Annotated in this window: 21 protein-coding genes and 1 pseudogene; 11 read left to right on the top strand and 11 right to left on the bottom strand. The window is 71.1% G+C overall.

The genetic code is table 11. From position 1 onward, the window contains the following. Window positions 1–174: 174 nt before the first annotated feature. The 4 genes from SSOG_RS43500 (at window position 175) to SSOG_RS43515 (ending at window position 4364) form a co-directional block, all read left to right on the top strand. Window positions 175–1539 (top strand): MFS transporter, encoded by a 1365-nt coding sequence (locus SSOG_RS43500; RefSeq protein WP_009720704.1) that lies wholly within the window; start codon window positions 175–177, stop codon window positions 1537–1539. Between the two features lie 20 nt (window positions 1540–1559). Next, window positions 1560–2513 (top strand): transketolase, encoded by a 954-nt coding sequence (locus SSOG_RS43505; protein WP_078510544.1) that lies wholly within the window; start codon window positions 1560–1562, stop codon window positions 2511–2513. Beyond that, entirely contained in the window at window positions 2510–3535 is a 1026-nt protein-coding gene (locus SSOG_RS43510; protein ID WP_009720706.1) for a transketolase family protein, read from the top strand. The genes SSOG_RS43505 and SSOG_RS43510 overlap by 4 nt, the downstream gene beginning before the upstream one ends. Window positions 3536–3596: 61 nt before the next feature. Further along, entirely contained in the window at window positions 3597–4364 is a 768-nt protein-coding gene (locus SSOG_RS43515) for an SDR family NAD(P)-dependent oxidoreductase (RefSeq protein ID WP_009720707.1), read from the top strand. Between the two features lie 164 nt (window positions 4365–4528). On the opposite strand, the gene SSOG_RS57100 is transcribed toward SSOG_RS43515, so the two are convergent. From SSOG_RS57100 to SSOG_RS43540, 5 genes are all read right to left on the bottom strand, one after another. Then, entirely contained in the window at window positions 4529–4813 is a 285-nt protein-coding gene (locus tag SSOG_RS57100) for a putative citrate lyase, beta subunit (protein ID WP_009720708.1), read from the bottom strand. A gap of 243 nt (window positions 4814–5056) precedes the next feature. Beyond that, window positions 5057–6271, bottom strand: coding sequence for a hypothetical protein (locus SSOG_RS43525; RefSeq protein ID WP_110092159.1), 1215 nt, complete (start codon window positions 6269–6271; stop codon window positions 5057–5059). Beyond that, window positions 6271–6636, bottom strand: coding sequence for a thiamine pyrophosphate-dependent enzyme (locus SSOG_RS43530; RefSeq protein WP_208867454.1), 366 nt, complete (start codon window positions 6634–6636; stop codon window positions 6271–6273). Before SSOG_RS43530 ends, SSOG_RS43525 begins: the two co-directional genes overlap by 1 nt. Next, window positions 6636–7130, bottom strand: a complete 495-nt coding sequence (locus SSOG_RS43535) for a sulfopyruvate decarboxylase subunit alpha (RefSeq protein ID WP_009720711.1) — start codon at window positions 7128–7130, stop codon at window positions 6636–6638. The genes SSOG_RS43530 and SSOG_RS43535 overlap by 1 nt, the downstream gene beginning before the upstream one ends. 66 nt (window positions 7131–7196) lie before the next feature. Then, window positions 7197–8150, bottom strand: coding sequence for a LysR family transcriptional regulator (locus SSOG_RS43540; protein ID WP_009720712.1), 954 nt, complete (start codon window positions 8148–8150; stop codon window positions 7197–7199). Window positions 8151–8280: 130 nt separating this feature from the next. On the opposite strand from SSOG_RS43540, the pseudogene SSOG_RS43545 reads away from it, so the two are divergent. After that, window positions 8281–9141: pseudogene (locus tag SSOG_RS43545) on the top strand (CaiB/BaiF CoA transferase family protein). Between the two features lie 45 nt (window positions 9142–9186). Then, the gene (locus SSOG_RS43550; protein WP_009720713.1) at window positions 9187–10353 is read left to right on the top strand and encodes an acyl-CoA dehydrogenase family protein; all 1167 of its coding nucleotides are present in this window, start codon (window positions 9187–9189) and stop codon (window positions 10351–10353) included. A 12-nt stretch (window positions 10354–10365) separates the two neighbouring features. Here SSOG_RS43550 and SSOG_RS43555 read toward each other — a convergent pair whose 3' ends face one another. Further along, window positions 10366–11328, bottom strand: a complete 963-nt coding sequence (locus tag SSOG_RS43555; protein WP_009720714.1) for an LLM class flavin-dependent oxidoreductase — start codon at window positions 11326–11328, stop codon at window positions 10366–10368. Window positions 11329–11493: 165 nt separating this feature from the next. Here SSOG_RS43555 and SSOG_RS43560 point away from each other — a divergent pair, with 165 nt between their 5' ends. From SSOG_RS43560 to SSOG_RS43580, 5 genes are all read left to right on the top strand, one after another. Further along, on the top strand, window positions 11494–13017 hold the full coding sequence (locus SSOG_RS43560) for a sulfatase family protein (protein ID WP_009720715.1): 1524 nt from the start codon (window positions 11494–11496) through the stop codon (window positions 13015–13017). A gap of 32 nt (window positions 13018–13049) precedes the next feature. Next, window positions 13050–14168 (top strand): ROK family transcriptional regulator, encoded by a 1119-nt coding sequence (locus SSOG_RS43565; RefSeq protein WP_245606521.1) that lies wholly within the window; start codon window positions 13050–13052, stop codon window positions 14166–14168. Between the two features lie 50 nt (window positions 14169–14218). Next, window positions 14219–14944: a response regulator transcription factor gene (locus tag SSOG_RS43570; protein WP_039940171.1), complete on the top strand. Its 726-nt coding sequence runs from the start codon at window positions 14219–14221 to the stop codon at window positions 14942–14944. Further along, window positions 14941–16449 (top strand): sensor histidine kinase, encoded by a 1509-nt coding sequence (locus SSOG_RS43575; protein WP_050800195.1) that lies wholly within the window; start codon window positions 14941–14943, stop codon window positions 16447–16449. Before SSOG_RS43570 ends, SSOG_RS43575 begins: the two co-directional genes overlap by 4 nt. A gap of 96 nt (window positions 16450–16545) precedes the next feature. Continuing rightward, window positions 16546–19068 (top strand): SpoIIE family protein phosphatase, encoded by a 2523-nt coding sequence (locus SSOG_RS43580; protein ID WP_009720718.1) that lies wholly within the window; start codon window positions 16546–16548, stop codon window positions 19066–19068. On the opposite strand, the gene SSOG_RS43585 is transcribed toward SSOG_RS43580, so the two are convergent. The 5 genes from SSOG_RS43585 to SSOG_RS43605 all read right to left on the bottom strand — a co-directional run bounded on the left by SSOG_RS43585 (window position 19061) and on the right by SSOG_RS43605 (window position 26384). Next, complete coding sequence (locus SSOG_RS43585) at window positions 19061–20320, bottom strand: hypothetical protein (protein WP_039940173.1); 1260 nt, start codon at window positions 20318–20320, stop codon at window positions 19061–19063. The two genes, SSOG_RS43580 and SSOG_RS43585, sit on opposite strands and share 8 nt — an antisense overlap. Before the next feature lie 66 nt (window positions 20321–20386). Continuing rightward, complete coding sequence (locus tag SSOG_RS43590) at window positions 20387–21724, bottom strand: hypothetical protein (RefSeq protein WP_009720720.1); 1338 nt, start codon at window positions 21722–21724, stop codon at window positions 20387–20389. A 79-nt stretch (window positions 21725–21803) separates the two neighbouring features. Next, window positions 21804–23699 carry an ATP-binding protein gene (locus SSOG_RS43595; protein WP_050800422.1) on the bottom strand — a complete coding sequence of 632 codons (1896 nt, stop codon included), beginning with the start codon at window positions 23697–23699 and terminating at the stop codon, window positions 21804–21806. Between the two features lie 107 nt (window positions 23700–23806). Further along, entirely contained in the window at window positions 23807–25255 is a 1449-nt protein-coding gene (locus tag SSOG_RS43600) for a DUF2201 family putative metallopeptidase (RefSeq protein ID WP_039940175.1), read from the bottom strand. Window positions 25256–25289: 34 nt separating this feature from the next. After that, entirely contained in the window at window positions 25290–26384 is a 1095-nt protein-coding gene (locus SSOG_RS43605; protein ID WP_009720723.1) for an MBL fold metallo-hydrolase, read from the bottom strand. Window positions 26385–26426 lie beyond the last annotated feature (42 nt).

A 26426-nucleotide genomic window follows, 5' to 3' on the forward strand; every position in this document is an offset into this window, starting at 1 on the left:
GACGGCCGGATTGCCGTGCCTCTGGGCGCTACTCGAGTAGACCCCGGATCTCCGGTCGAGGCTCTTGACACCGTCTCGCCGACAGGCCCAGCATCTCTCTCGACTGTTAACAGTCGGCAGACAACAGCCGAAACCCGGGACGGCTGCACCCGCCTACGATCAAGGAGGATCGGCATGGCTGAGTTCGAAGGGCCGCAGCGGGCGCCGGAGCAGGCGGCCCATGGGTCGCCGGAGCGTCTGAGAGTCGCCGTCGGGTGCGGAGTCGGCGCGACCATCGAGACGTACGACTTCATCGGCTTCGGAACGGCCGCGGCGCTCTACTTCGGCGACGTGTTCTTCCCCGACTCCGACCCGTTGTCGGCCACCTTGCTGTCCTTCGCGACGCTGGGGATCGGCTTCGCCGCGCGGCCGCTGGGCGGTGTGATCGCCGGTCATCTCGGGGACCGGGTCGGCCGCAAACCCGTACTGGTCGGCTCCCTGCTCGTGATGGGCATCGCGACGGTGCTGATCGGCTGCCTGCCCACCTACCAGATGGTCGGGGTCTGGGCACCGGTCCTGCTGGTGGCCGTCCGCGTGCTCCAGGGGCTCGCCTTCGGCGCCGAGTGGGGCGGTGCCATCCTGATGACCTTCGAGCACGCCCCCTGGCGACGACGCGGCCTGTACACGGGCATCACCCAGGCCGGTTTCCCGGTGGGTCTGCTGCTCGCCAATCTCGCTTTCCTGTTCAGCCGGCACACCCTGGACGACACCTGGGCCTGGCGCGTGCCGTTCCTGCTCAGTGCCGTACTGATCGCCGTGGGCATCTTCATCCGGCTCAAGATCGACGAGTCTCCCCAGTTCGAGGCGCTCAAGGAGTCCGGTGAGGTCGTCAAGAACCCGCTGCTCGCGGTGATCCGGGAGGACTGGCGCAACGTTCTGCGGGCCTTCTGCCTGCGGATCACGGAGACCGCGGGGTACGCCGTCTCGGTCACCTTCGTGCTGTCCTACCTGGGTGACGACGACGCTCCCGACGTCTCCAGCACGACCAGCCTCATCGCCCTGGTGACCGCCGCGGCTCTCGGTGTCGCCGCCACCACGCTCTGGGGCCGCCTGTCGGACCGGATCGGCCGCCGCCCGGTCTACCTGCTGGGCTGCGCGGTGAGCGTCGTATGGGGCATCCCGCTCTTCCTGCTCGTCAACACCGAAGCCGCGGTACTCGTCCTGATCGCCTTCGTGATCAGCTATGCCGTCTGCCAGAACTCGCTGGCCGGTGTCCAAGGGGCCTGGTTCTGCGAGCTGTTCGCCACCAAGACCCGCACCGCCGGAACATCCCTGGCCTACCAGCTGTCCGCGGTCGTCTCCGGCTTCACTCCCATGATCGCCACCGCGCTCTACTCCGCCACCGGATGGACCGGGCCCGCGGTTCTCTTCAGTGCTTACGGGCTCCTGGGGTTCGTGGCGACGTTGGTGACGCGCGAAACGTGGGGTGCCGACGAGCGCCGGGAAGCCGACCGAGCCGTGACCGCGTCGGCCGAACCCGCCCTGCCCGCAGTCCACTGACAGAAACGAGGACCACCACGATGTCCGCTCAGTCCACATCGGCGCCCAGCCGCGCTACCCCCGAAGGCGCCCCGCAGGACGCATCGCAAGCGCCGCACAGCCGACGCGTCAGCGCCCTTAAGGACTCCGCCCACCGCATCCGCATGCACGCACTGGACATGGGGGAGATCCAGGGGCAGGGCTACATCGGACAGGCGCTGGGCGTGGCGGACATCCTGGCCGTCGTGTACAAGGACGCTCTCAACCACCGTGCCGACGAGCCGGAGTGGCCGCGGCGCGACAGGTTCCTGCTGTCGATCGGCCACTACGCGATCGCCCTGTACGCGGCGCTCGCCGAGGCCGGTGTGCTGGATGCCGGCGAACTCGCCACCTACGGAAGTGACGACTCGCGCCTTCCCATGTCGGGCATGGCCTCCTACACACCCGGCATGGAGATCTCCGGCGGCTCCCTCGGACACGGCCTGGGCGTAGCCACCGGAATGGCGCTCGGACTGCGTCACCAGGGCAGCGACGCACACGTGTACAACCTGCTGTCGGACGGTGAGCTGGACGAGGGATCCACCTGGGAGGCGGCGCTCGCCTGCGCCCACCACGGTCTGGACAACGTCACCGCCATCGTTGACGTCAACGCCCTCCAAGCGGACGGCCCGACCAGCGGTGTGCTGCGCACCGAGCCGGTCACGGCCAAGTGGGAGGCGTTCGGCTGGCACGCGATCCGCGTGGACGGCAACGACATCGACGCGCTCGTCGCGGCCTTCGACAGTCTGCGCGAGCACCGCGGATCACCGGCGGTACTCGTGTGCGACACCAGGATCGGGTGCGGCGTACCGATGCTGGAGACCCGGGAGAAGGCGCACTTCATGCGGGTCGAAGAGCACGAATGGCAGCTCGCGCGCGAGCAGCTGGCACAACGCCACCGGACGCATTCCGGCTCCGGCCGCGCAACCGACCAGGGAGAAGGACCCGTTCGATGAACACCTCAGCGCCGACTCAGGCGGCACACCCGCCGCCCGGGGCCTTGGGACGCAAGCTCACCACGTCCGCCATGATCGCCTCCATCGCCGAAGAGGGGCAGCGCACCACCCGGGCCCCCTTCGGGCACGCGCTGGCCCGGCTCGCGGGCGAACGTCCCGACGTGGTCGGGCTCTCGGCGGACCTGGCGAAGTACACCGACATGCACGTGTTCCGGGAGGCCCACCCCGACCGCTTCTTCCAGATGGGGATGGCGGAACAGGTGATGCTGGGCGCGGCCGCGGGGCTGGCCGAGGTGGGCCTGACCCCGTTCGCCTCCACCTACTCCGTCTTCGCCACCCGGCGCGCGTACGACTTCCTGTGCCTCGACATCGCCGAGCCGCAGCTGAACGTCAACGTCGTCGGCGCCCTGCCCGGCCTGACCACCGGCTACGGCCCCAGCCACCAGGCGACCGAGGACCTGGCCATCCTGCGGGGCATGCCCGGTTTGACGATCGTGGACCCCGCGGACTCGGTGGACATCGAACAGGCCGTGCCGGCCCTGGCCGCCCACCCGGGCCCCACCTACCTGCGGCTGCTGCGCGGAGCCGTGCCCACGGTCCTCGACGAGTACGACTACCGGTTCGAACTCGGCAAGGCGGCGGAACTGCGCGGTGGGCGCGATGTCCTGTTCATCTCCACCGGTCTGATGACGGTACGTGCCCTGACCGCGGCCCGGGAACTCGCGGACGACCATGTGGACGCCGCCGTCCTCCACGTACCGACGATCAAGCCGTTCGACCGCGAGACGGTACTGCGGGAGGCCGCCAAGGGGCGCCTCGTGGTGACACTCGAGAACCACAGCGTCGTCGGGGGCCTCGCCGAGTCCGTGGCGTCCTGCCTGGCCTTCGCCCAGCAGACGGCACGCATCGTCCCGGTCGGACTGCCCGATGAGTTCCTCGCCGCGGGCGCTCTGCCCACGCTCCACGACCGCTACGGCCTGTCCGTCGCAGCGATCAAGGAGCGCGTCCGCCGCGAACTCTGATCGGCGCGGACCAAGGCCCCGAGCACGACACCGTCTTCACCCTCTTCCTCAGGAGAACCGCATGGCCACCGAGCACACCCCCCGCACCGCCGTCGTCACCGGGGCGGGATCGCGCCGCGGCATAGGGCGCGCCACCGCGCACGCCCTGGCCGCCGCCGGCTACCACATCGCCATCCTCGACCTGGACAAGGAGGCGGCCGAGGACACCGCCCGGGAAGTCGCCGCCCGGCACGGCGTGGAAGCCCTGGGCCTCAGGGCGGACGTCACCGACGCCGACGCGGTCGACGCGGCCATCGGGGAGGTCGAGGCGGCACTCCCGCCGATCGGCGCCCTCGTGAACAACGCGGGCATCACGTCCCCGATCCGCTTCGTCGATGTCACGCCCGCGGAGTGGGACCGGGTCTTCGAGGTCAACGTCCGCGGGAGCTTCCTGGTCACCCACCGCGTGGCTGCCGGGATGGCCGAGCGGAACTTCGGCCGCATCGTCTTCCTGTCGTCCGTCTCGGCCGAGCGCGGGGGCGGGGTGTTCGGGGGAGTGGCCTACTCGGCGGCCAAGGCCGCCCTCCTGGGCTTCGCCCGCTCGCTCGCCCGCGAGCTAGGCCCCTCCGGAGTCACGGTCAACTCCGTGGCCCCGGGCCTGATCGACACCGACATCACGCAGGGGAAGCTGAGCGAGGAGCGCAAGGCAGCCATGATCGCGGAAGTTCCGGCACGCCGCATCGGCGATGTCGAGGACGTGGCCGACGTCATCGCCTTCCTGGCCCGGCCCGAGTCGAGCTACCTGACCGGAGCGACGTACGACGTCAATGGCGGGTCGCACATTCACTGAGCAGGGCGTCGGCGAAGTCGTGCACCGCCACGGGCACCTGCACCGTACGCGTCGGGTGCTGCTCTCGCCCTTCGCAGGGATCATGCGTCGCGGTAATCGCAGTGGCGCGCGATTGAGCTTGTCGGTGCCGGTCCCCGGTGCGGATCGGGTCCGGACGGGCGCGTCTATGGAGCGGTGTGCGGCTTGGCGGCGCGCGCCAGAAGGTTTCGGGCCCGCTCCAGTACCGGCTTGTCGACCATGTGGCCGTCCACCGTTGTGACGGCTTCTCCGGTGCCCAGGACGGCTCGGGCCCAGCGGAGTTCGCTCTCGGAGGGGGCGAAACCGTCGGTGACAGGGCCTATTTGCGCCGGGTGGATGCAGAGCTTGCCCGCGTAGCCCAGTCGGCGGGCATGGGCGGTGTCGGCGGCGAGAGCCTGTGGGTCCCGTACGGCGGTGGTGACGCCGTCCACTGGCGGGCGGATGCCCGCTTTTGCGGGCGGCTATGCCGGCCAGGGCGGTGGAGTCCTCGGCCTTCGGGACCATCACCGGGCAGCCGTGGTCGGCGGCCATCCGCAGGTCCGCCTCGAACCACGGGGTGCCGGGCGCGTTGACGCGTACGACGGTCCGGTTGCCGAGGCCGGGCCAGTCGGCGGCGGCCTTGTCGAAGCGGTCCGGGCGGTGGCCCGGCACGAAGAGCAGGGCGAGCTTGAGTTCTAGTGGTCGTCGCAACACCCCAGCTCAGGGGATGCGAAGGTCACCTCCGCGGTGGCGTGCTGTGCGTCGCGGTGGGTGGCGGTACGCAGTTGGGCGCCGGTGCCGGAGGGGGTGCCCTCGGCGAGGAGGTGTTCGCCCGCGAACACCGGTCGGCGGAGTCGGAACGAGAGTGAGCGCACTCGGCGCTCGGGGGCGTTGCGGCGCACCACGTCGAGCATGAGCAGGGCGAGCAGCGGGCCGTGGACGACGAGGTCGGGGTAGCCCTCGGTGTCGTGGCAGTAGGGGGCGTCGTAGTGGATGCGGTGGGCGTTCGCGGTGAGGGCGCTGAGGCGGAACAGGAGGGTCGGGTCGGGCCGGAGGCCCAGATACCACGGGCCCTCGGGACCGGGGGCGGGGCGGTCGTCGATGGTGGCCGGATGCTGTCCGCCGGCGCTGCGGCCGGAGCGGTAGACGATGTCCTGCTCCTCGACCATGCACACCTGGCCCGCCTGGCGGAACTCCTGGCGCTCGGTCACGAACAGCAGCTCTCCGCTGCGGCCGTGCTTCGGTGTCACGGCGCCCAGACTGCTGACCCGCTCGGCCGGTTCGCCCAGGCGCAGCGGCTCGGTGATCTCGCAGCGTCCGCCCGCGAACATGCGCTGCCGGTCGGGAATGGGCGGGAGGAAGCGAGCGTCACGCAGGTGGCCGTCCGGGCCCAACTCGTGTTGGGCGGGCCAGCGCAGGAAGTGGAACCACTGCCACAGTGGAGGGAGCGGGTCACCGGTGCGCGCGGCGGGTTCGGGCAGGTCCAGGAGGGCGGAGATGGCGGCGGCGGGGCCCGGGTCCATGGGGTCGTGAGCGGTGACCGCCTCGGGGTGCCACGTTTCGACGTAGGAGCTGAGGGGCGTGGTGGCGGGCTGCATGGTGGTGTGACCTCGTGGTTCAGGTGAGTGGGGCGGGGATTCCTGGCCGGTGTCCTTCAGCGCCAGTGCGATCGGCTCGGTGAGGCCGCCGAAAGTGGCGGTGACCAGAGCGTGGGGGAGGCCCACGCCCAGGGCCCGGACCTTGGTGGGGAAAATCTCGGCCTTGATGACGGCGGCAAGGGCGGAATAGCCGGTGACGAACGTCAGGGCGGCGGTCATGAGGAGGAACGCGAGCCAGGGGTTGCCGGTGCGGCCGAGGAGTGTCATCAGGGGCACGGTCAGCAGCATGCAGCCGCCGGAGAAGGCGAACATCACCGGACGGCGGCCGATGCGGTCGGACAGAGCGCCGACGGCCGCAGTTCTCCGTGGGGGGCGGGTGGCTCTCTCCGTCGATGAACATGTCGTAGCGCTGCATAGGGGTTACTCGATTCGGCGAGGACCGGACGGTCGGGCTTGGCGAGGGCGACTCCCAGGGCGAGCGGCGCGGCGGCCCCCATCGCACCCCACAGGTAGAAGGTGCCCGGACGGTCACCGGCCGCGCAGACGTCGTAGCTCGGCGAGCCGAGGCCGGTGACGACGAGGGCGTCCTCGGGGAGGCGGGCGACCAGGTCGGCGACGAACCGTCGCCGGTCGAGCCGGGCGTCCGGCGCGGTGGGCGAGGCGGTGGCGGTGGCCATCAGTCGCGCCCCCACTTCTTGCGGCCGATCAGCTTCTGCCCGAGGAGTACGGCGACGCGTTCACCGGCGCCGAAGGCCGACTCCAGGGCGGCGTCGACGGTCTCCCCGACGTCTTCGGGGGCATCGGCGCGCAGGACGGTGATGCCCATGAGCTCCAGTGCCTGCTGGGTGGTGCGGCCCATGGGGCTCTGCCACGGGTTGAACTCGGCGTGCTCCCCGCGCATCGTCACCAGCGCGAGAGAGGGGAACTGGCCCATCTGTAGCAGCGAGAACATGTTGACGCAGTTGCCGACGCCGCTGCTCTGCATCAGCAGTACGGCGCGCTGCCCGCCCAGCCACGCTCCGCTGACGACGGCGACGCCCTCCTCCTCGGTGGTGAGCACGACGTCGTGAATGGCGGGATCCCGCTGTGCCTCACGGATGGCGTGGGGGTGGCCCGCGTCCGGGACGTAGGCGATCTGCTGGATGTCGTGTTTCTTCAATGCGGTGAACACGTCCTCCTGCCAGGAGGGGGGTGCGGTTTCCGCATGGTTGAAGGCGGCGGCGCAGCGGTGCCGGCGTCACATGTCTGGGTCCGGTGCGTGCGACGAGTGCGACTGGGCGGACGGCCACCGCCCCTGCGACACGGCCGTATCGATGTGGCGGACCAGCTCGTGTGCGACGACCTCGACGGCCGGTGGCACGCGTCCGTAGCGCGGGGTCCCCAGGACGATCGACCGCCAGATGTCGGGCTCGGACAGGGGAGCGGCGCTGAGGGTGCCGTTCGTGATGTCCTCGGCGATGCCGAGGCCGGGCAGGATGGTCCAGCCGTGTCCGGCCAGGACGAGCTGTTTCTGCACGTCCATGGAGTTGGTCTGCACCGTCACGTCCATCGTCTCTCCGGACCGGGTCGCCGCGGCGTCGATCAGGGTGCGCAGAGCGTGGCCGGAGGCAGGCATCACCAGGGGGTGTGCCGCCACCTCCGCGAAGGCGACCGGACGGGCGGCGCGCAGCCCGGCGGCCACCGGGGCCACCGCCCACAGGCGCTCCCGCACCAGTGGCCGGGCGTTGAGGGACGGCGTGCTGTCCAGGTTGTACAGCAAGGACAGGTCCAGGTCGCCGTCGTCGAGCCACTGCTGGAGATGACCGGAGTAGCCGGTCATCAGACGCAGCTCCACCCCCGGATGGGCCTCGCCGACAGCCGAGACCAGCGGTTCGGCGAGCAGGTCGAGCGTGCTCTCCAGCAGGCCGAGGGTGACGATGCCGGTCACCTCACCGGGGCTGGGCTGCACCTCGGCGCGGGCCCGCTCCAGTTCGTTCAGGGCGCGGCGCGCCCGTTCGATCATGATCTCGCCGGCCTCGGTGGGCCGCATGCCCTGTCGCGTGCGCTGGAAGAGGGGGACACCGAGCTCCTCCTCCAGGGTGCGGATCTGCCGGGTGACGGCGGGCTGCACCAAGTGCAACAGCTCCGCAGCACGGGTCACGCTGCCCACCTCGGCGACCGTGATGAGCGCCTTCAGCTGCTTGACGTCCATCGGGGCCTTTCCTTTCCTCGCCATCCGCAGCCCGCATGGTGACATTACGGATTGCTATTTCACTCAGCGACTCATGAGTGCTCATGATGTTACTCCGGCTCGGGTCACCCACATCTCCGGAGGGCAACACATGGCCGAACACACAGTGCCCGCCGATGGCCTGCCACTGTCGGGCATCACCACGTGAGCATCGAGCAGGCGGTGGCCGCTCCCTTCGCCACCCGTCAGCTCGCCGACCTCGGAGCACGGATCTCCCGCCTCCAGAACCTGGCCCCCGGTGCTGCCGCCCGCATGGGCCTGGGCGCCGAAGACCTGGCGGCGCGGTTCCCGTCGCTGGTCCCGTGCTCGATCTCCGGCTATGGGACAAGCGGGCCATGGGCGGACCGCAAGACGTACGACCTGCTCGTGCAGTGCCCGATCGGCCTGGTCTCCCTGACCGGCAGTGCTCAGGAAGCGGCGCGGGTGGGTGTGTCCATCGCAGACATCGCAGCCGGTATGTACGCCTACAGCGGCATCCTCACCGCGCTGTTCACAAGGGCCACCCGCGGTTCGGTCCGGGCGGTCGAGGTCTCGCTGTTCGAGGGGCTGGCCGAGTGGATGAGTCAGTCCGCCTACTACACGGCCTACAGCGGTACGCAGCCGCCCAGGGCCGGCACTCAGCACGCCACCATCGCCCCCTACGGCACCTACACCGCGGCCGATGGCAAGGACGTACTGCTCTCCGTCCAGAACGAACGCGAATGGGCCGCCCTGTGCGAGCACTTCCTCAACACCCCCGGCCTGACCGGCGACACCCCGCGACCGCTGGCGCCAGGTGCGGATACCCGGCGGAGAGACGGTGGCCGCCCTGCTGCCGCCAGTGGACCTGGCAGGCACCACTCCGCGCAACGACGCCGTCCCCGCCCTCGGCGAGCACACCGAGCAGATTCTTGCCCAACTGGGCCACGACACCACCCGTATCGCAGCTCTTCGGGCCGAGGGCGCCCTCTGACCCCTCGGCGTCCCCACCAGAGACCGAAACAAGGAGATCTCCTTCATGAGCACTCTCGACACCGTGTCCGAGGACGAGCAGTTCATCGTCCGGACGGTGCACGACTTCGTCGACAAGGACATCAAGCCCGTCGCGCAAGGACTCGACCACGCCAACACCTATCCCGAGGCCCTCATCGAGCAGATGAAGGAACTCGGCATCTTCGGCCTCGCCATCCCGGAGGAGTACGGCGGTACGCCGGTGTCGACCCCCTGCTATGTCCTCGTCACCGAGGAACTCGCCCGGGGCTGGATGAGCCTGGCCGGAGCCATGGGCGGCCACACCGTCGTCGCCAAGCTGCTGCTGCACTTCGGCACCGAGGAGCAGAGGCGCCGCTACCTGCCGAGGATGGCCACCGGCGAGATCCGCGCCACCATGGCCCTGACCGAGCCGGGCGGAGGCTCGGACCTGCAAGCGATGCGCACGGTCGCCCGGCGGGACGGCGATGATTTCGTGGTCAACGGCACGAAGACATGGATCACCAACTCCCGCCGCTCGCAGCTGATCGCGCTGCTGTGCAAGACCGACCCGGACGCCAGCCCTGCGCACAAGGGCATCTCGATCCTGCTGGTCGAGCACGGTCCGGGACTGACGGTCTCCCGCGACCTGCCCAAGCTCGGCTACAAGGGTGTGGAGAGCTGCGAGTTGTCCTTCGAGGACTACCGCGCCCCGGCGGACGCGGTGCTCGGCGGAGCCGAGGGCAAGGGCTTCGCCCAGATGATGAAGGGCCTGGAGACCGGCCGGCTCCAGGTCGCCGCCCGGGCGCTGGGAGTCGGGCGGGCGGCGCTGGAGGACGCGCTGGCGTACGCGCAGGAGCGGGAGTCGTTCGGCAAGCCGATCTGGCAGCACCAGTCGATCGGCAACTACCTGGCGGACATGGCCACGTCGCTCACCGCGGCGCGCCAGCTGACCCTGTACGCGGCGCGCGAGGCGGATGCGGGCCGCCGGGTGGACATGGAGGCGGGCATGGCGAAACTCTTCGCATCCGAGACGGCCATGCAGATCGCGCTCAACGCCGTCCGTATCCATGGTGGTTACGGCTACTCGACCGAGTTCGACGTCGAACGCTACTTCCGGGACGCACCGCTGATGATCGTCGGTGAGGGCACCAACGAGATCCAGCGCAACGTGATCGCGAGCCAGCTCGTGAAGCGCGGAGGTCTCGACGCATGAACGCTAGGCTGTTCACAGCACCGCCGCCAGCGAGTCCAATGACGCCAGGTAGTCGGGGCCCACCGGCGTGAGGACGGCGCTGTTGACACCGGCGTCGAACAAGTCTGCCAGCCTGGATCGTGCCTGGTCCGGCGTGCCTGCCACGGCCAGCTGCCGCACCCATTCGTCGGGCATGGTGCGGGTGAACTCTTGCGGGCTGTCGCAGCGCGAGCGCAGGGCGGCGAGATCTTCGTGGAAGGGCAGCGGAGCGACGTGGGGCTGCCAGTCCGGTTCTCCGACCACGTCGAGGGCGGGGCGGACAGCTGTCAGCGCCATGCTGGGGTCGTCATCGACTGCCGCGATGTTGTAGGCGACCAGACGGTGCGGACGGGCGGGGGCGATGTGCTCGAGAGCTTCTCGTACGTAGGCGGGTGCCACCGGTTCCGCGAGGAGGGTTCCGTCGGCCACCTGACCTGAAACGGCCAGAGACTTGGGGCCGCGTACACCGGCCAAAACTGGTGGCGCTGCCGCTGGTGTGGCGCTTTCGTGCAGTTGCACCCCGTCGATGCGCACGTACTGCCCTTCGTGATCGACGAGTTGACCGCTGAGCAGTGACCTCAGGACGGTGATGTACTCGCTCAGAAGGGTGAGCGGACTCTTGGGCCATGCTCCGACGCTGCGCATCCAGGACGGCATGCCGTGGCCGACGGCGATGTCGATGCGGCCGGGATGCAACTGGGCGAGGCTTGCGATCTCCATCGCGGTGAACGCCACGTTGCGGGCGGAGGCCGGCAGCAGCCCGACGCCGACGCGGACCCGGGCAGTGGCGGCGAGGACGGTGGCTGCCTGGACCAGCCCTCCTCGATAGCCGAGGTCTTCCACTACCCACAGCTCGTCGAAGCCGTGTGCCTCCGCACGTTGGGCGAAGGCGACGATGTGTCGCGCCGCGATGTCGCGTGGCATGAGGACGCCGATGGCGCCTTCCCGTGTCGTCATGGGGCTTTCATTCCCAGGAGGTTCACGTTCAATGGCTGCTGTCGCAGTTGCGCGTTCCTCGACTTGCTTCGCGGCCGCACGCGGCCGTGGCATCACAAGAAACCCACAAAGTCGTTCCCTACGGTGCCTGGCTCCGGAGTCCCGCAGCTCATGGAGGTTCGCCCCGTGTCCGGCAACCGCTACCCACGCACCGTGCGCACCGCGTTGTGCGCGTCCCTGGCCGTCGTATTGCTGGCTTCTTGTTCGAGAGCATCGGACACGGCCACCGAGAGCGCCCCGTCCGCCGACGATGCCTCGGGTTCCGCGAAGAAGCCCAACATCGTGTACGTCCTCACCGACGACCTGGACTGGAACCTCGTGAAGTACATGCCGCACGTGCGGCAGATGCAGGACACGGGAGCGACCTTCACGAACTACTTGGCCACGGACTCGCTGTGCTGTCCGGCGCGCTCCTCCGTCCTCACCGGCCAGTACCCCCACAACACCGGTGTCTTCACCAACAACGGGGACGACGGCGGCTACGGCGCGTTCATGAGGAACGGCAACGAAAAGAAGACCTTCGGGCCCGCGCTGCAACGCGCCGGGTACCGGACCGGATTCATGGGGAAGTACCTGAACGGGTACCAGCCCGGCGACAAGAACGGTACGTCCCGGCCGTACGTTCCCTCCGGCTGGGACGAGTGGAACGTCGCCGGTGACGGGTACCAGGAGTTCGACTACGACCTGAACGAGAACGGCAAGGTCGTGCCCTACGGGGACGACCCCGAGGACTACCTGACGGATGTGCTGTCGAGGAAGGCCACGTCGTTCGTCGACTCCTCGGCGAAGGCGAAGAAGCCGTTCATGCTGGAAGTGGCGACGTTCGCCCCCCACGGCCCGTCCACTCCCGCACCGCGCGACGAAGACACGTTCCCCGGGCTCAAGGCCCCGCGGACCGACGCCTACGACGAGGCGACCCGCAACGCGCCCGAGTGGCAGCAGGCGCTGAGCCCGCTGACGTCGAAGGAGAAGAAGCGGATCGACCGGAAGTTCGCCCAGCGGGTGCGGTCCGTCCAGGCCGTCGACAAGATGATCGGGCGGCTGAAGAGCACGCTGGAGGCGAAGGGCCTGGCGGACGACACCTACATCATGTTCGGGTCGGACAACGGCTTCCACATGGGCGAGCACCGGCTCAGGCCGGGGAAGCAGACGGCCTACGACACCGACGTCAGGGTGCCGATGATGGTCACCGGCCCCGGCGTACCGTCCGGCGAGAAGGTGTCGCGGCTCGCGGCGAACGTCGACCTCAACCCGACCTTCCTCGAACTCGCGGGCTTGGAGCCCCCGTCGACCGTGGACGGGCAGAGCCTCACCGGCCTGATGCGCGGCAGGCCGGAGGACGACTGGCGCCAGGCCGTGCTGATCGAGCACCATCGTGCGGCGTCCAAGAAGGGCGATCCCGACGCGGCGCCCGAGGACAGCGGCGACCCCCCGACCTACGGGGCGATGCGCACCGCGGACTCCCTCTATGTCGAGTACGCCGACGGGGAACGCGAGTTCTATGCGCTGGATTCCGACCCCGGCCAGCTGACCAACAGGGCATCGTCCCTGTCGGCGGACCAGCGCGCCTCCCTGCACCGCACTCTGGTGGCGCTACAGCGCTGCAAGGGCGCGGAGAGCTGCCGGACCGCTTCCCGGCCCCACTCCTGAGGGCCCTCATGGTGGCAGTGACGGAGAAGTGGATGCGTTCTTCCCTGAGAAAGCACGAGAGCCTGGTCCTGGGGATGTTGCGCAGGCACGGTCCGCTGACCCGGGGCGAGTTGGGGGATCTCTCCGGCCTGTCGCGCACCACGATCTACACCGTGGTCGGCGCGCTCCTGGACAGCGGTGCCGTGCGCGCTTCGGTGCCGACAGTGGGCGGACGGGGGCGGGGCCGTGGCCGCCCGGCGGAGCAGCTGTCCTTGAACCTCCGGGTCGCCGACCTGCTCGGCATCGACTTCGCGCGGCAGACGGTACGGGTGGCGACGATGACCGCGGCGCACGGGAGGATCAGCAGCGCGAGCCGGCAGCACGGCCCCGACGCATCGTGGGAGGAGCGCATCGACATCGCGCGGTGGCTGACCGGCAGGCTGACCGGGGGAACACCGCGGCTGGACACGCTGGGTGGCATCGGCGTGGGGCTGACCGGCCCGGTCGGCCCACCGGGGGAGGCGTTACCCGGCTCGGTCCACCGGGACGCCGTGTCGGCGCTGGTGAGCGAGAGGTTCGGCATGCCGGCGTGCCTCGACAGCAACACACGCCTGGCCACCTTGGCCGAGAGGACCTGGGGCGCGGCCGTCGACGAGCAGGACGTCCTGTACCTGTGCCTGTCGCACAGCGTCGGGGGCGGCCTCGTAGTGGGCGGAACGCTGCATCGAGGTGCCCACGGGGTGTCGGGGCAGTTCGGCCACATCACCGTCGATCCCGAGGGCGAATCCTGCCCATGCGGCCGCGTGGGGTGCCTGGAGACCGTGGCGTCGATCGGGGCCGTGCTCGGCGCCCACGGTTCCGCCACGGATGTGCCGCAACTGGTGGCCGCACTGGACGCGGGTGACGAGGCCGCGTACGCGGCGCTGGCCCGGGCCGGAACATTTACCGGCAAGGTCCTGGCCGACCTGTGCAACGCCGTCGGCCCCGGCGTCATCGTCCTGGGCGGCGAGCTGACCGGCGCCGGTCCGGCCCTGATGGAGCCGTTGCGGCGCGAGCTGGACGCGAACGCGACCTGCCGGGGCTCGCGGCCGCCGCCACGTGTGCGTCCGGCCGAACTCGGCGACGCGGGCGCCGCGCTCGGCGCCCTCGCCCTGCTGCTGCACCGGCCCTAGCATGACCCGGGGCTTCGGCCGGGGACCACCCACGACCAGCGGAGGTGCGCATGACCGGCAGTGCCGGACGGGTGCTCGTGGCCGACGACGACGATGCCACCCGGCGCTCACTGAGGAGGGGGCTGCGGCTCAGCGGTTATGACGTGACGCTGGCCGACGGCGGCCACGCCGCGCTGGACGTGATGCGCACCGACCATCCCGACATCGTCGTCCTGGACATCTGCATGCCCGACGTCAGCGGCATCGACGTGTGCCGCGCCCTGCGCGAGGGCGGCGACGACGTACCGGTGCTGATGCTCTCCGCCCTCGACGAGGTCGACGACCGGGTCGCCGGGCTACAAGCCGGGGGAGACGACTATCTGGTCAAGCCGTTCGCCCTGCGCGAGCTGGAGCTGCGCCTTCGCGCACTGCTGCGGCGCCGCCCGCCGACCGCCCTCGACCGGGTGCGGGTCGGCGGCCTCGTCCTCGAACCGGCCACCCGCCAGACGTCCGTGGACGGGAGGCCGATGAACCTGACGCGGCGCGAGTTCGAGCTGCTGGAGATCCTGGCCCGCAACGCGGGCATCGTCCTGACCCGCGACCAGTTGATGGACCGGGTGTGGGGGTACGACTTCCAGGTCCGCACGGACGTGGTGGACACCTTCGTCAGCTATCTGAGACGCAAGCTGGAGGCGGGCGGACGTCACCGGACACTCCACACCGTCCGCGGAGTCGGCTTCGTCCTGCGCGAGGAGCGTCCGGACCGGATGGGCCGGCCGGCCGGAGACGGGCGATGAGGCTGTCCACCCGGCTCGCGCTCGCGGTGGGCGTGAGCGTACCCCTCCTGGTCCTGGCCACGGGGTGGCTGCTGCTGCGCCTGGTCGCCGATGACCTGCGCGCACACCAGGAGGCGCAACTGAGCGCCAGGGCGACGGCCGTCTCCCAGAACGCCAACCGGTACCTCCACGCGAGAGAAGACGACCAGCCGGTCATCGCCGAGAAGTCCCGGCGGCGGCTGGAGGGCTCCGCACGGGACATGGGGATCCGGCTGACCGGACCGGACGACACGCTCTCGGCCGGTCCGCAGCCCGCCGCCGACACCCGGCTGCCCGCCCGCGCCCCGCACCCGGTCACCGTGCGCTCCGGCGACGAGACCTGGCATGTGCTCTCGCGACGCGTCTACACCGCGGGGCAGAAAGCTGAGCCGAATCTATGGATCTTCGCCCCGGACAGCGCCTACCAGGAGGAGGTCTCCTTGGTGCGCGAGCGGGTCGTGACGGTCACGCTGCTGGCCGCGCCGTTGGCCGGGGCCATCGCCTGGGCGATCTCCGCCCGGGCGGTCCTGCCGCTGCGGCGACTCCAGCGCCGTACGAGCGGTCTGGACCCCAGGAACAGCACCACGCGCCTGGAGCACACGCGGACCCGCATCACCGAAGTCGACGACCTGGCCCACACGGTGCAGACCGTGTTCGCCCGCTACGACCAACAAGCGGGCCGCACCAACGAGGCACTCGCCACGGCCCGCTCGTTCACCGCGGCCGCCTCCCATGAGCTGCGCACCCCCTTGATGAGCATGCGGACCAACCTCGACATCCTCACCGCCCACGCCGACCTCGACGCCGTCGACCGGGCCGAGGTCCTGGAGGACCTGGGGCGTGAACACGCCCGGCTGCTCGGGCTGGTGGTGATGCTCAAGACCCTCGGGCAGGGCGACCTGGTCGAGGCGGACTCATTCACGCCGGTGGACCTGGCGGAACTGGTCGAAGACGCGGCCGCCGATCTGCGCCGTGCCCACCCGGACGCCGCGGTGACCGTACGCGCCCCCGCGGGGCTGCTGGTCCACGGCTGGGAGCAGGGGCTGCGCTCCGCCGTGGGCAACCTGCTGACCAACGCTTCGACACACGGCCGCATGGAGGACGATCAGGCTCGTATCGAGATGGCGCTGCGCCCGTCCCGGGAGGAGGATCGCCCGGCGGCGGTGCTCACGGTGGACGACCACGGCCCCGGTATCCCCGCCGCACGGCGCGAAGAGGTCTTCGAACGCTTCCGCCGCGGCCCGAACAGCCCCGGCTCCGGCCTCGGCCTGACGCTGGTCGCCCAGCAGATCGCCCTCCACCGAGGCCGCATCACCGTACGGGACCGCCCCGACGGGCGTTCCGGCGCACGCTTCGAGATATGGCTGCCGCTCACCGACACGTCGGTCGTGGAAGACACCCTGCCGCTGGTGCGCCGGGATTGGCTGACGGCTGCCGCGGGGCGCCAGGACCCCCGTACGACCGTGGTCCAGCGGACACGGAGGTAGCCCCGGGACCGCGAGCCAGTCGGCGGACGCGTCCGTGCCCGTCAATGCCGCTGCCAGGTGTGCTGTATATCCATATGTTAGAAAAAGTCTGTGAAGGTGCGTTCTGCCCTGGGCTTGCGCAGCGTCGCCGGGCAGGTGTGCGCCCTGATGCTGGTGATCGTGACGCTGCTGGTGCTCGCCACAGGGACCACGCTGGTCCTTCAGGCCCGCAGCGGCCATGAGGCGCAGGCCCGGGGACGCGCCCTCGCCATCGCGGACACCCTCGCGGCCGCCCCCGGCGTCCGGCGGGCGCTGGAGTCGCGCGATCCCTCCGCGATCCTCCAGCCCTACGCGACGAGGCTCCGGCGCGAGTCCGGTGTCGGCTACATCGTGGTGACCAGCCCCCGGGGCATCCGGTACGCCCACCCCGACCCGAAGCTCATCGGCACCCGCGCCACCCTTCCCCTTCATCCGGCCACGGCCGGCCGGGCCTTCACGGACGAGAACCCGGCCGCCCCCCTCTCCGGGCCCTCGATCCGCGCGGCAGTCCCCGTCACCGGGACCGGGGGCCGGGTCGTCGGCATCGTCAACGTCGGGGTCGTCCTTCCCGAGGTGTCCGCGTCGGTGAGCCGTCAACTGCCGGTGCTCTACGGGGCCACGGCGCTCGCCCTCGTCCTCGGCGCAGCGGGCGCGGCGCTGGTCGGCCGACGGCTGCGACGCCTGACCCACCGGCTGGACCCCGCCGAGCTCACCAGGATGTACGAACACCACGACGCCGTACTGCGCGCCGTACGGGAGGGCGTGCTCATCCTCGACGGTCAGGGTCGGCTGGTGCTCGCCAACGACGAGGCCAGGCGGCTGCTCGGACTGCCGCCTGAGGTGCGTGACGGGCGGATCACCGAGGCCGGGCTGACCCCGGAGACCGCGGGGCTGCTCGCCTCTGGCCGCGCCGTCACCGACGAGGTGATCCAGGTCGGGGACCGGCTGCTGGCCGTCAACCAGCGCCCTGCCTCGCGCCGCGGACAGCTCTGGGGCAGCGTCGCCACCCTGCGCGACACCACCGAACTCCAGGCGCTGACCGACAAGGCCGACGCGGCATGGGCGCGCCTGGAACTGCTGTACGACGCGAGCGTCCGGGTGGGCACCAGTCTCGACATGACGCGCACCGCCGAGGAACTGGGCGACGTCGCGGTCCCGCGCTTCGCCGACTTCGCCACCGTCGACCTGCTGGAGTCCGTGCTGCGCGGTGAGGAGCCGGTCGACGCGCGGTCCCGCATGCGCCGGGTCGCGGTCAGCGCCGTACGGGAGGAGCGGCCCCGCCCGCCCTCCGGCCACACCCTGCTGGCCGTCCCGCTCAGCGCCCGGGGAGTGCTGCTGGGGCAGGTCGAGTTCCGGCGCCTGGAGGGGGCCGCGCCCTTCGATGACGAGGACCGGTCCTTCGCCGACGAACTGGTCGGCCAGGCGGCGGTCGCCATCGACAACGCCCGGCGGTACGCCCGCGAACACGCCACCGCGCTGGCGCTCCAGCAGAGCCTGCTGCCCCGCGGGCGGCCCGAACAGTACGCCGTCGAAGCCGCCTACCGCTATCTGCCCGCCCACGCCGGTGTGGGCGGCGACTGGTTCGACATCATCCCGCTGTCCGGCGCGCGGGTCGCCCTCGTCGTCGGCGACGTCGTCGGCCACGGGCTGCACGCCGCCGCCACCATGGGCCGGCTGCGCACCGCGGTCCACAACTTCTCCGTCGTCGACCTGCCGCCCGACGAACTCCTCACTCAGCTCGACGACGTGGTGGCCCAGCTCGACCAGGAGGAGGCCGCCAGGAACGGCGGAATCGGCGCGGTCGGGGCCAGCTGTCTGTACGCCGTCTACGATCCGGTCGCGCAGCGCTGCACCCTGGCACGGGCCGGTCATCCGCCGCCCGCCGTGGTCGACCCGGGCGGCACCGTGACCATCCCGGACCTGCCCGCCGGGCCGCCGCTGGGGCTCGGCGGGCGGCTCTTCGAGGTGGCCGCGATCCCGCTGCCCGCGGGCAGCCGTCTGGTCCTCTACACCAATGGACTCGTCCAGGACCGCGAACGGGACATCGACACCGGGCTCGATCTGCTGCGCCGGGCCCTCGGCCCCGCCGACCCCGACCCGGGGCGCACCTGCGACGCCGTGATGGGCGCCCTGCTGCCGCCGCGCCCCACCGACGACGTGGTCCTGCTCGTCGCCCGCACCACCGCCCTGGACGAGCGGCACGTCGCCTCCTGGGACCTGCCCCCGGACCCCTCCGTGGTCGCCGGAATGCGGGCCGCCGTCTCCCGCACGCTGGCCGACTGGAACCTGGACGAGGCGGTCTTCACTACCGAACTGGTCGTCAGCGAACTCCTCGGCAACGCCATCCGGCACGCCGACGGCCCCATCCGCCTGCGGCTGCTGCGCAACCGCACGCTGATCTGCGAGGTCGCCGACGGCAGCAGCACCTCCCCGCATCTGCGCCGCGCCGCCATCACCGACGAGGGCGGCCGGGGCCTGTTCCTGGTCGCCCAGATGGTCCAGCGCTGGGGCACCCGCTACACCAGCGAAGGAAAGATCATCTGGGCGGAGCAGGACCTGCCGCGCGGCCTGCCGGAGGATCTGCCGTCGGCGCTCAGCTGACGATGGCGGCCGCCGTGGTCAGCAACTCGGGGAGCGTGCCGGTGAAGTCGGGCAGCAGCCGCAGCGCCAGCGCCCATGCCTCCGGATCCTCGCCCAGATGGGCGGTGGCCAGCTCCAGGACCTTGCGGCTCGCCGCGAGCGCCGCCGGGTCCGGTCCGTCCTGCCGCGTGCGGTGGTGGCGGTACGCCAGATAGGCGGCCGCGTCCCCGGCGGGCCTCGCCTCGTGCAGCACGTCCAGCGGGGTCAGCATGCCGAGGCCGGCCGCCTTGTCCAGCCAGTCGTTCCGGCGGTGATGGGGGCGCGGCAGCGGATGGTGGCGCACCAGTTCCAGGGGGCTCGGCCGGGGCCCGGTGGACTTGTGCGGATGCGCCTGGTGCTGGAGCCGCAGATCCGCGACCCCGCACTCGGTGCGCAACTCCTCCGGGCAGTCGTCCTCGTCGGCGAGCACCACCAGCAGGGAGTCGGCGAGCGGATCGCGCTCGTGTTCCCGGGCCAGCTCCGCCCAGGGCAGCCCCGGCCCGGTCTCTTCGGCCAGCCGCTCCAGCGCCGTCGCGAAGAGGTCGCGGGTGCCGCTGTGGGCGCGCAGGAACGCCACCTGGCCCGCGGGCCCCCGGGAGCGGTCCAGCTCCGCGCGCAGCACGGCCAGACCGTCCGCCGCCTCCAGCGCGTCCCGGACGATGTCATGCGTCGCCTGCGGCAGCGGATGCTTGCGGCTGCGGCGCTCGGGGAACTCGGTCTCCTCCAGCAGCCCCCGCACCTCCTCGGCACCGTGCCGCTCCCACACCCGGACCAGCAGATACAGCTGTCCGGCGAGCGTATGCAGCTTGATCTTGCCGAGCAGGACGCGGGCCAGCCGCGGATCGCCCGACTCGCAGATCGGCAGCAGCCAGTGCCGGCGCCCACTGAGCCGCATCTGGTCGATCAGCTCATCCGTGATCGGCAGCGGTTCCGGATCCTCCGCGGCTTCCGTTGCCGGGCGGGGGCCGAACCGGCGGCCCGCGAGGATGCCCCGGCGCTGCTCGTCGGCGAGCGGCGTGTAGACGTACAGCTTGGTGTTGATCTCGGGGTCGTCGAGGACCACCAGCTCCCCGATCTTCTCCGCGGGCAGCTCCCAGTCGGAGGCGACGGAGGCCAGCACCGCTGTGCCGTGGAGGCTGACGAACAGGTCGCGCAGGGCGGGCGACGGCTGGTGGAAGACCAGCAGATGCTGGACGCAACGGCGGTCCAGATGCGGCGCCAGCGCCGTCTGCACCTCCTCGGGGGCCTGGGAGGAACAGCTGGAGGGAACCACCGGCGCGGAGCCCCGGGCGGACCGCTTTCACCGGAATACTCGGCTTCCAGCGGCCTCGGGCAGCTTCTGCCGCGGTGCTTGGCCTTTCTGCTCGACCGCGGCGGCGAACAGCTCCGTGCTCGAACCGGTGAACCGGGGGAGCAGTGAATACAGCGCGCGCCAGGCCGCGAAGTCGTCGCCCAGCGTCTCCAGCAGCCCGGCCATCGCCGGGCCGAGCGGCTCCTTGCCGTGCGGCAGCGAGGCCAGGACCCGGGAGGCGGGCCGTACCTCGGCCAGGACGCGGTCCACCGGGTACGCGCCGTCCCGGATGCCGCGCCGCAGCAGCTGCGCCAGACGGTCGTGGTGGTAGCCGTCCTTCCAGTCGGTCTCGGTGAGCAACCGCCAGGGCAGTGGGGAGGTGTCCGGGAGGCGCGAGGACCTCCGGTACGCGGCCAGCACCAGCTCGTCCGGACAGTCCGGGCGGGCCGCCAGCAGGCCGAGCTGGAGTCCGGGGAAGGGCTCGCGCTTGTGCTCGGCCAGCAGCAGTTCCCAGTCCACGCCGCCCAGCGGGAACTTCCCGTACCCGTACCTCAGCTCGCGGAGGCGACGCACCAGCTCATCGCCGGTCGGGGCCGGTGCGGTCTCCTCGGTCTCCCCGGCCGCCGCCTCACCGGCGGCTGCCTGCCCGGGGGCCGCCGTCTCGCCTGGGGAAGCCGCCTCGGCGGCCGCCCGTTCGGCCGCCTCCAGCACGGCGGCCGGGTCCTGCGCCGCCTCCGCCCGGCGCACCACCTCCGTCACCGCCGAGTGCAGGAAGGGCACTTCGGCCAGGGCTCCAAGCTCGTGCACCCCGCCGTGGGTGAGCGTCGCACGGCAGGCCCTCAGCTGCTGCTGCCTGTCCAGCGAGGTGCCGATCTTCTCGAGCACATGCCGCACCACCTCGGGGAAGGGTGCTTCCAGCGCCGGGAGCAGGTCGTACGACGCGGTGGCGGACAGCAGGAAGTCCACCAAGCCACCCGGGGCGCGCCAGCCGGGGTCGGCCGGGTGGACGGCCGCCGCGCCGAGCACGGTGCTCCGCAGGTGCTGCCGCCAGGAGCCGGGCAGCGGCTCGCTGTAGAGCGCCCGGGCCAGGCCGGGGTCGGCCAGCTCGGCGAGCCGGAGCAGCACGCCCTCGCGCTCGACGCCGACCCGCGCCCCGGCCAGGGCCTCCAGCAGCTCCCGGTCGCCTGAGGCGAACACCTCGTCCACCAGGTGGGCGGGCAGTCGCTCCCGGGACCGGAGCAGCGCCAGGGTCTCCTGCCGGAACCGGGGCAGCAGCGCCGAGGTGAGGGAGGGGCCGGCCAGCTGGAAGGCGGTGGACACCAGGGCGTCCCGTTCGTAGGTCACCACGCGGGGTGCGCTCCGTTCGTCGTTCGGTCCCGCTGCGGAAGCGGGGAGGGGGAGAGTACGGAAGGGGCGGGGGCCGGGATCATCCGGCGCCGGACAGCTCCGTCATCCGGGCCAGCGCGCCGATCCAGAACCGCTGCCGCTCCGGCGACTGGCCCACCATGTGGGCCGCGCGCAGCTTGGGTGGCACATGGCGCAGTAGCCGGGCGACCACTTCGGCGTTCCGCTTGAGCTGGGACACCTCGGCGTTGGCGAGCACCTGGTGCACCAGATCGGTGTCATTGGTCCCCTCGTCCGACGTTTCGGACGCGGCCGCCAGCCGGGCCTCCCAGCGGTCGATGTCGCGCGCTATCTCCCGCAGCCCGATCACCCGCTGCTCGGCCCGCTCGGCGAGCCGCGCCTCCAGCTTGGACAGCGGCACCGGGGCGTACTCGCCCTCACCCAGATAGATCAGCCCCGTCTCCAGCGGCTGCCCGGCCTGGTGCAGCTTGATCAGCCGCTCCAGGGTGCGCTTGGTGATCCAGTCCCGGCCCTCGTCGTCGATGTCGTTCTTCCACCACTCCAGAACCGTCTCGGCCACCTCGCCATAGGTGGCGATCAGCCACTCGTTGGCCGGGATGTCCTGCGGGCGAACCTCGTAGCTCACCGTGAAACGGCTGGCCTGGGCCACATTGTTGCTGCTGACCAGCAGCTTGCGGCCGAGGTGGTACGGCGGGTTCTGCAACGCGACCTGGGCGCGCAGGCCCGGGATCGGGCGGCCGGCCAGCGACCACTCCTGGGTGATCTCCATCAGCTTGGCGAAGGTGGCCTTGTCCTTGGGGCGGTTGTACTCGTCCCAGACGATCACCTTGGGGTCGGGGCCCACCAGCACGCGGCTGAACAGGGTGTCCAGCGTGCCGTCCGGAGTGGGGATCGGCATGCACAGATCCTCCACGTTGGTCACCGGCAGCGAGAAGTACACCGGATCGCTTCCGCTCTCCTCGCGGACCACCGCCTTGGTGATCTCCGTCTTGCCGCAGCCGGGCGGCCCCTGGAGCAGCACCGCCCAGTTCTCCCGGACCGCGGTGCGCAGAATGCTCCGCACCGGGTCGGGGATGGTGGCGGGGTTGGGGAGGCCCAGCGCCCCGGCGATGGCGTCGAGAAGCTCGGCGGTGCGGTCCGGCCCGGGAGTGCCGTCGGCCTTGCGGTCGTGCAGCCGCAGCCGCACCCCGCCCACCAGCGGCAGCCCCCAGGACAGCGGGAACCCGGCGCGGGCGCAGTCCAGAACGTGCTGGAGGGTGCGCGGGGAGAGCAGCGAGCGCAGGTACGGGGTGAGCCCGGCCCAGATCTGGAACACCCCGGTCAGGTCCCAGTCCTCGTACCGCTCGGCCAGTGTGGACCGCCAGGCGGTGTCGTTGGCCGTGATCCGCAGGGTGACCATGCGGTCCAGGACGGCCAGATCGCTGCGCCGGGCGCTGGTCTCGGCCAGCGACTCGTTGTCCGCGAGGAAGACTCCGACGCAGCCGAGCGCGCGCAGATCGTGTTCGCCCAGTGTCCAGTTGCAGGCGATCTGCATCAGCTGGGACTGGATGGTCTCGCCGGCCTGGAGCGAGTCGTCGATGAGCAGGACGAAGGGCACACCCGGGGTGAGCTGACGTATGATCAGCTGAGTGAGCACCAGCTCCCCGGTGCGGTCGTCCCGCACCGGCGCGTTCACCAGCAGGTCGTCGGGGGTGAGGTTGGCCGCCGGGACGAGGATCACCTCGGTGCCCGGGTGGGCGTGCGGGATATAGGACAGAAACGTCGACGTCTTGCCGATTCCGTGCTCGCCGAAGACCTGGCCGGTCTGCCGCATCGCGATCATGGCGCTGATGAACTGCTCCAGCCGTGCCCCGGTCCGCCCCGGCGGCTCGGGGTAGGTGGCGGTGGCCCGCCGGCCGCTTCCCTCGGCCGCCCGCTCCTGCCGCCCGGCGGCCGCGTCCTTCGCGGTCGGCGCCATGGTGTCCACACTGCTCACGGTGACTGCATCCCCCGTTGTTCCGTGTTGTTCGTCCATGCGTGTCCGCACCCCGCCCGGCGGCGGGGACGGTGTCTTGGTTCCTCGGCTCAGCTGTCGCCGGTGACCACCCGGTGGCAGGCCATCGGCGGGTCATGCCGCTCCGGCCAGTCGTCACCGCCGTCCGTGATCAGCCAGATCCACCGGTCGGGCTGGGCCGGGGTCACCTTCGGGGCGTGGCCGTCGGTGACCATGATGACCGCGTCGGCGCGCTCCTCGAACCGCCGCCCGTTCACCGCCCGCCGCCCCTCCACGTAGTCCACGACCTGCTGGAAGTCGGTGCCCCCGCCGCCGTGCACCCGCTCTCCGGGGACGAACGGCATCAACGCGCCGTCGAAGCTCAGCCAGTGGCTCTCGACTCCCTCGGCGCGGCCCACCAGCGTGGTGATCCAGTCGATCACCGGCTGGGGCATCGACCCCGAGGTATCCAGCGCGATGACCACGACCTTGGTGCGCTCCGCGCCCCGCCGCGCCAGCATCGGATCGTGCCCGAGCGCCAGCAGCACCGCCCCCTGCTTCTTCGGGTAGATCAGCCGCTCACCCTCGCGGAGCTTGGAGGAGAGGGTGTCGGACAGCCACCGCCGCCACCACTCCACCCGCCGGGTCCGCTGCGTCTCTCCGCGCAGCTCGCCCAGCCCCATCCGCCCCCACATCTTCTCCAGCCGCTTGCCACCGCCGGTGGTGCGGTCCGCGAGGGCCAGCAACTCGTCCCGGGCGAGCCCTTCGCCGCGCAGCGCACCGCGCATCACCTCGGCAAGCGTCTCCTCGACCGCCGAGGTCACCGCCTCCGCGTCCATCGGCGGCCGCTGCTTCGCCCCGGTCCCCTCGCCGTCCCCGCCGGGGCCCATGTGGATGCACAGGACCGGCGGCACGGGAGGGGTGCGCATCCGCTTCAGCTCCCCGTAGATCCTCAGGTCGGTCTCGGTGAAGTCCCGGTAGGACAGCGGCTCGAAGCCCTGCTCGCGCAGATCGGCCACATACCGCTGGTGCACCTCGTGCGGATCCACGCCCACCGGCTCCCGGCGGGTGCCTCCCGCGCCGTCCGGCACCTCACGGGTCGGCAGGCCGCCCTGGGTCAGCCGGAGCAACGCCACATGGTTGATCGCGACTTCGGCCGCCAGGTCGAAGACCGGGTCGGCGCGCAGTTCCTCGTCCACGTACAGATGGCGGTGGATCAGATGCCGCGCCTCGTGGAACAGGACGAAGCGCACCCCGCTTTGCCCGATCGCGACGAAGAACTCCGGGTTGTACAGCAGCAGACAGGTGCCGTCCCCCGTGGCCACCACCGCCGCCGTGGCCACCGCCGTGGTGGGGATCTGGTAGTGGCACTTGGCATACAGCCACGAGGACACCACGCTGTCCTTGACCCCGAAGTCCAGCAGCACCGCCTCCTTGAGCCTGCGGCCCTCCTCGGCCACCGCCGGATCGTCCGGTTGGCAGGCCAGCAATGCCCGGCGGTCGGCCAGAAAAAAAAAACCCCCGACAACACCCCCTCCCAAACTATCCCCCCGCTACCTGTGCCACTGCCTTCCCTCAGCTGAAGAGATGCATGGGGACCCCAAAAACCAAAACCGTGGGGGGGGATTTGCCCCCCCTCGCCGTGAAGGTTATCCGCCGGGTACGACAACGCGGTGGTGAGTGGAGGGGACAGCCCTGCCGCAGGTCCCAGGCCACCTGGGCGACAACGGCGATCATGGCGACGATGTCCGGCCGGTCCTCGCCGCCGTTCAGATGCCGGTACTCGGTGCCCACCGTGATCACCATGCGCTCGGGCAGCCCCGGCAGCGGGAACGCGTTCTCGGCGATGAGCTTGCGGGCCGCCTCCAGGGCGGGGACCCCGGCCGTGTGCAACTCCCGCGCCCGGTCCCGGATGTGCTCCAGATAGCCGATGTGGCCGCGGACGCCCTCCCGGTCCAGCACCGGCCCATGGCCGGGGACGATGGTCTGCGCCCCGGTGTCCAGCACCCGCTCGCACGCGGCGATCACACTGTCCAGCGGACCGGCCCAGTGCACCGCGTGGTCGCCGGGGTCATCGGGGCTGGAGGCGAAGATGACATCGCCGGTGAACGCCACCTTCTGCTGCGGCAGATAGGCGATGAGGTCGCCGGTGGTGTGCGCGGCGGGCAGCGCGGTCAGCTGCACCGGCACCTGCCCGATCCGCAGGTCCAGCTCGCCCGTGAAGGTCGTCGTGGGCTCGACGACCTCGGTGTCGGCCCAGTCGAACCGTCCGAAGTGGCTCTGGAGATACCATCCGAGCGGCGTCTCCGGGTCGCTGCCGCGCACCATGGCGTGCAGCTGCTTCGGAGCCGGTTCGTACTCGATGTGGCCGAGCGCCTCGCGGGTGGCCACGATGTCGGCACCGCGCACGACCTCCGCGCCCCACAGATGGTCACCGTTCGCATGGGTGACGATCACCCGCCCGATCCTGCCCCCCTCGGGCAGCAGCGATCGGCTGCGCTCCAGGAAGTCCTGGGCCATGCGCCGGTCGTAAGGGGAGTCGATCCAGGCGGCGGTGCCATCGGGGGACACGATCAGCCCACAGTTGGCGAGGCCCCATCCGGCGCTGGGCGTGGGGCTCCACAGGTGGACACCGTCGGCGAGGCGGAGGAGTGGTGAAGGCGAGTTCATGGTCGCACAGTACTCAGCGGCGGCCGGACGTTCACTCGAACC

Origin of the sequence: Streptomyces himastatinicus ATCC 53653, from assembly GCF_000158915.1 — a bacterium.
In the GTDB taxonomy this organism is placed as follows: domain Bacteria; phylum Actinomycetota; class Actinomycetes; order Streptomycetales; family Streptomycetaceae; genus Streptomyces; species Streptomyces himastatinicus.